The organism is Bacteroides sp. AF25-38AC, assembly GCF_003602995.1.
Classification (GTDB): domain Bacteria; phylum Bacteroidota; class Bacteroidia; order Bacteroidales; family Bacteroidaceae; genus Bacteroides; species Bacteroides uniformis.
The window spans coordinates 29,555-34,890 of record NZ_QTMD01000039.1 but is presented as its reverse complement, the minus strand read 5'-3'; the positions used below and the strand labels follow the sequence as shown (position 1 = coordinate 34,890).

2 tRNA genes and 3 rRNA genes are annotated in these 5,336 nt (G+C 49.4%); all 5 read right to left on the bottom strand.

The features are described from left to right. Window positions 1–49: 49 nt before the first annotated feature. Window positions 50–160: ribosomal RNA gene (gene rrf / locus DWY55_RS19260) — 5S ribosomal RNA — on the bottom strand. Window positions 161–232: 72 nt separating this feature from the next. Beyond that, window positions 233–3,112 (bottom strand): 23S ribosomal RNA (locus DWY55_RS19255). 113 nt (window positions 3,113–3,225) lie between these two features. Next, window positions 3,226–3,299: transfer RNA gene (locus DWY55_RS19250), tRNA-Ala, on the bottom strand. Between the two features lie 90 nt (window positions 3,300–3,389). Next, window positions 3,390–3,463, bottom strand: a tRNA-Ile gene (locus tag DWY55_RS19245). A gap of 135 nt (window positions 3,464–3,598) precedes the next feature. Then, window positions 3,599–5,125 (bottom strand): 16S ribosomal RNA (locus tag DWY55_RS19240). The 16S, 23S and 5S rRNA genes sit together here with 2 tRNA genes alongside, the layout of an rRNA operon. Window positions 5,126–5,336 lie beyond the last annotated feature (211 nt).

The window sequence follows — 5,336 nt, the reverse complement described above, 5'->3', positions numbered from 1 at the left end:
AAACGAACAAAGCCTCCGTATCCTTATCAGACACGGAGGCTTCTTCTGAAAACGGCGACTACCTACTCTCCCACTGTTACGCAGTACCATCGGCGTGACCGGGCTTAACTTCTCTGTTCGGAATGGGAAGAGGTGGAACCCCGGTGCTGTAGTCACCTGAATAAGGCAGACATGATGAGAAAAAAGTAAAGTGTCCATATATTGCTGAACGTATATACCTCCATACACGGAAGGCAAAAAGTGGACGGGCAATTAGTAATGCTCGGCTATGACATCGCTGCCTGTACACCTGCATCCTATCAACGTTGTAGTCTACAACGACCCTGAGAAATCTAATCTTGTGGCTGGCTTCGTACTTAGATGCTTTCAGCACTTATCCAATCCCGACTTAGATACCCGGCAATGCACCTGGCGGCACAACCGGTAAACCAGAGGTCAGTCCAACACGGTCCTCTCGTACTAGTGTCAGAGCCACGCAAATTTCATGCGCCCACGATAGATAGAGACCGAACTGTCTCACGACGTTCTGAACCCAGCTCGCGTGCCACTTTAATGGGCGAACAGCCCAACCCTTGGGACCTTCTCCAGCCCCAGGATGTGACGAGCCGACATCGAGGTGCCAAACCCCTCCGTCGATATGAGCTCTTGGGAGGGATCAGCCTGTTATCCCCGGAGTACCTTTTATCCTTTGAGCGATGTCCTTTCCATACAGAAACACCGGATCACTATGCTCTAGTTTCCTACCTGATCGACTTGTAAGTCTCCCAGTCAAGCGCCCTTATGCCATTACACTCTGCCGACGGTTACCAATCGTCGTGAGGGCACCTTTAGAAGCCTCCGTTACACTTTTGGAGGCGACCACCCCAGTCAAACTACCCACCAAACAGTGTCCCCGCAACAACGGGTTAGAACTCAAATAATCAAAGGGCCGTATTTCAACAGCGGCTCCACAAATACTGGCGTACCTGCTTCGAAGCCTCCGGCCTATCCTACACATCAATTACCCAAATTCAATGTTAAGCTATAGTAAAGGTTCACGGGGTCTTTTCGTCCCATCGCGGGTAATCGGCATCTTCACCGATACTACAATTTCACTGAGCTCACGGTTGAGACAGCGTCCAGATCATTACACCATTCGTGCAGGTCGGAACTTACCCGACAAGGAATTTCGCTACCTTAGGACCGTTATAGTTACGGCCGCCGTTTACTGGGGCTTCAATTCAATGCTTCTCTTGCGATGACATCTCCTCTTAACCTTCCAGCACCGGGCAGGTGTCAGGCTGTATACTTCATCTTTCAATTTTGCACAGCCCTGTGTTTTTGTTAAACAGTTGCCTGGACCTATTCTCTGCGCCTCGCCGTAAAGCGAGGACCCTTTATCCCGAAGTTACAGGGTCAGTTTGCCTAGTTCCTTAACCGTGAATCACTCAAGCGCCTTAGTATATTCAACCCGACTACGTGTGTCCGTTTGCGGTACGGGTACCTGCAGGATTAAGTTTAGCGGATTTTCTTGGAAGTATGATTACACGCACTATTGGATTGTTCTAAGAACGCTCCATACTGTCAGGTTCGACTCTTGCTCCGGATTTGCCTGGAACAATCAGCATCTACACCCTTCAACGGACTATTCCGTCAGTCCGCGGCGCTGTCACGACTCCGTCTCCACGTCACTCCCACAGGTAGTACCGGAATATTAACCGGTTCTGCCATCGGCCTCGCCGTTCGGCTGAGCCTTAGGACCCGACTTACCCTGATCCGATTAGCGTTGATCAGGAAACCTTAGTCTTTCGGCGAGGGGGTTTCCCACCCCCTTTATCGTTACTTATACCTACATTTGCTTTTCCACACGCTCCAGCAAAGCTCGCGCTTCACCTTCGACGCCGAGTGGAATGCTCCCCTACCGATGATTTCTCATCCCAAAGCTTCGGTAGAATACTTATGCCCGATTATTATCCACGCCAAACTCCTCGACTAGTGAGCTGTTACGCACTCTTTAAATGAATGGCTGCTTCCAAGCCAACATCCTAGCTGTCTTAGCAATCTGACTTCGTTAGTTCAACTTAGTATTCATTTCGGGACCTTAGCTGTTGGTCCGGATTGTTCTCCTTTAGGACATGGACCTTAGCACCCATGCCCTCACTCCTGACATAGAACTGACACGCATTCGGAGTTTGTCAAGACTTGATAGGCGGTGAAGCCCTCGCATCTTATCAGTCGCTCTACCTCATGCCAGTATAAGTCAAGGCTGCACCTAAATGCATTTCGGGGAGTACGAGCTATCTCCAAGTTTGATTAGCCTTTCACCCCCACCCTCAGGTCATCCAGAAGCTTTTCAACGCTTATTGGTTCGGTCCTCCAGATGGTGTTACCCATCCTTCAACCTGCCCAAGGGTAGATCACTTGGTTTCGCGTCTACTCCTTCCGACTATACGCCCTGTTCAGACTCGCTTTCGCTTCGGCTGCAGATCTGAAATCCTTAACCTCGCCGGAAAAAGTAACTCGTAGGTTCATTATGCAAAAGGCACGCCGTCACACCAGAAGGTGCTCCGACCGCTTGTAGGCACATGGTTTCAGGAACTATTTCACTCTTCTGTTCGAAGTGCTTTTCACCTTTCCTTCACAGTACTGGTTCACTATCGGTCTCTCGGGAGTATTTAGCCTTACCGGATGGTCCCGGCAGATTCACGCAGAATTCCTCGTGCTCCGCGCTACTCAGGATACCACTAGGCTTCGCTTGGCTTCGCATACGCAGCTGTCATGCTCTATGGCTGTACTTTCCAGAACATTCTGCTCACCAACTTTCTTGCCACGGCGTGGTCCTACAACCCCACCCATGCCGTAACATGGATGGTTTGGGCTATTCCCCGTTCGCTCGCCACTACTGGGGGAATCATTGTTTATTTTCTTTTCCTGCAGGTACTAAGATGTTTCAGTTCCCTGCGTTAGCCTCCTGCAATGCAGGATGATACTTCTTCAAAGTACCGGGTTGTCCCATTCGGAAATCCGCGGATCAAAGGTCATTTGCACCTACCCGCAGCTTATCGCAGCTTATCACGTCCTTCATCGCCTCCGAGAGCCAAGGCATCCGCCATGTGCCCTTACTTACTTTTTGTCTTACCGATCACGTATGGTCGATATATACTTTCAGCTTTTAACTTTACTTTTTTTTGGTCACATCATGTCAAAGAACGGTGTTTCAATTATAAAACAATAATCAAAACGGAGTGGAGAATAACGGATTCGAACCGTTGACCCCCTGCGTGCAAAGCAGGTGCTCTAGCCAGCTGAGCTAATCCCCCTTCTTATAAGTGGAAAACGGAAAGTGGAAAGTGGAAAATCCGGAGAGTTCCCGATTTTCATTTCTCAATTTTCAGTTTTCAACTTTGAAGTAGTCCCAGGCAGAGTTGAACTGCCGACCTCTACATTATCAGTGTAGCGCTCTAACCAACTGAGCTATAGGACTGTCAGTCAAACCCTCGCCTTACGGCTCGGCTTCTACTTTTCTCGTATATTTTAATAAACAAGTACGCGCAGTACAAGAGGTTCTTATGGAAGCATAACTTCAAGAACCAACGATCGAGTCGAGACGTCACTCCAGAAAGGAGGTGTTCCAGCCGCACCTTCCGGTACGGCTACCTTGTTACGACTTAGCCCCAATCACCAGTTTTACCCTAGGGCGCTCCTTGCGGTTACGCACTTCAGGTACCCCCGGCTTTCATGGCTTGACGGGCGGTGTGTACAAGGCCCGGGAACGTATTCACCGCGCCGTGGCTGATGCGCGATTACTAGCGAATCCAGCTTCATGGAGTCGGGTTGCAGACTCCAATCCGAACTGAGAGAGGCTTTAGGGATTAGCATCACGTCGCCGTGTAGCTGCCTTCTGTACCCCCCATTGTAACACGTGTGTAGCCCCGGACGTAAGGGCCGTGCTGATTTGACGTCATCCCCACCTTCCTCACATCTTACGACGGCAGTCTCGACAGAGTCCCCAGCATAACCTGATGGTAACTATCGATAAGGGTTGCGCTCGTTATGGCACTTAAGCCGACACCTCACGGCACGAGCTGACGACAACCATGCAGCACCTTCACAACTGCCTTGCGGCTGACATGTCTCCACATCATTCAGTTGCAATTCAAGCCCGGGTAAGGTTCCTCGCGTATCATCGAATTAAACCACATGTTCCTCCGCTTGTGCGGGCCCCCGTCAATTCCTTTGAGTTTCACCGTTGCCGGCGTACTCCCCAGGTGGAATACTTAACGCTTTCGCTTGGCCGCTTACTGTATATCGCAAACAGCGAGTATTCATCGTTTACTGTGTGGACTACCAGGGTATCTAATCCTGTTTGATACCCACACTTTCGAGCATCAGCGTCAGTTACAGTCCAGCAAGCTGCCTTCGCAATCGGAGTTCTTCGTGATATCTAAGCATTTCACCGCTACACCACGAATTCCGCCTGCCTCTACTGTACTCAAGACACCCAGTATCAACTGCAATTTTACGGTTGAGCCGCAAACTTTCACAACTGACTTAAGCGTCCGCCTACGCTCCCTTTAAACCCAATAAATCCGGATAACGCTCGGATCCTCCGTATTACCGCGGCTGCTGGCACGGAGTTAGCCGATCCTTATTCATACGGTACATACAAAAAGGCACACGTGCCTCACTTTATTCCCGTATAAAAGAAGTTTACAACCCATAGGGCAGTCATCCTTCACGCTACTTGGCTGGTTCAGACTCTCGTCCATTGACCAATATTCCTCACTGCTGCCTCCCGTAGGAGTTTGGACCGTGTCTCAGTTCCAATGTGGGGGACCTTCCTCTCAGAACCCCTATCCATCGAAGGCTTGGTGGGCCGTTACCCCGCCAACAACCTAATGGAACGCATCCCCATCGATGACCGAAATTCTTTAATAGTTCCACCATGCGGAAGAACTATGCCATCGGGTATTAATCTTTCTTTCGAAAGGCTATCCCCGAGTCATCGGCAGGTTGGATACGTGTTACTCACCCGTGCGCCGGTCGCCATCAAACTTAGCAAGCTAAGTTCATGCTGCCCCTCGACTTGCATGTGTTAAGCCTGTAGCTAGCGTTCATCCTGAGCCAGGATCAAACTCTTCATTGTAAAAGTATCTTGACTGCGCAAATTAAAAATTAAAGTGCGACAGCTTAATTATCTGTTCAGGACGCTCGAATTCAAAAGTTTATCTTTACCTATCTATATAGAATAAGTATTGACGGTTCTTTTGTTTTACCCAGGTACGACGCGCCTTAATTATTAGTTTCCAATTATTAATTTGCGAAGCACCTGCTCTTGTACTACTTGTATTGTTTAT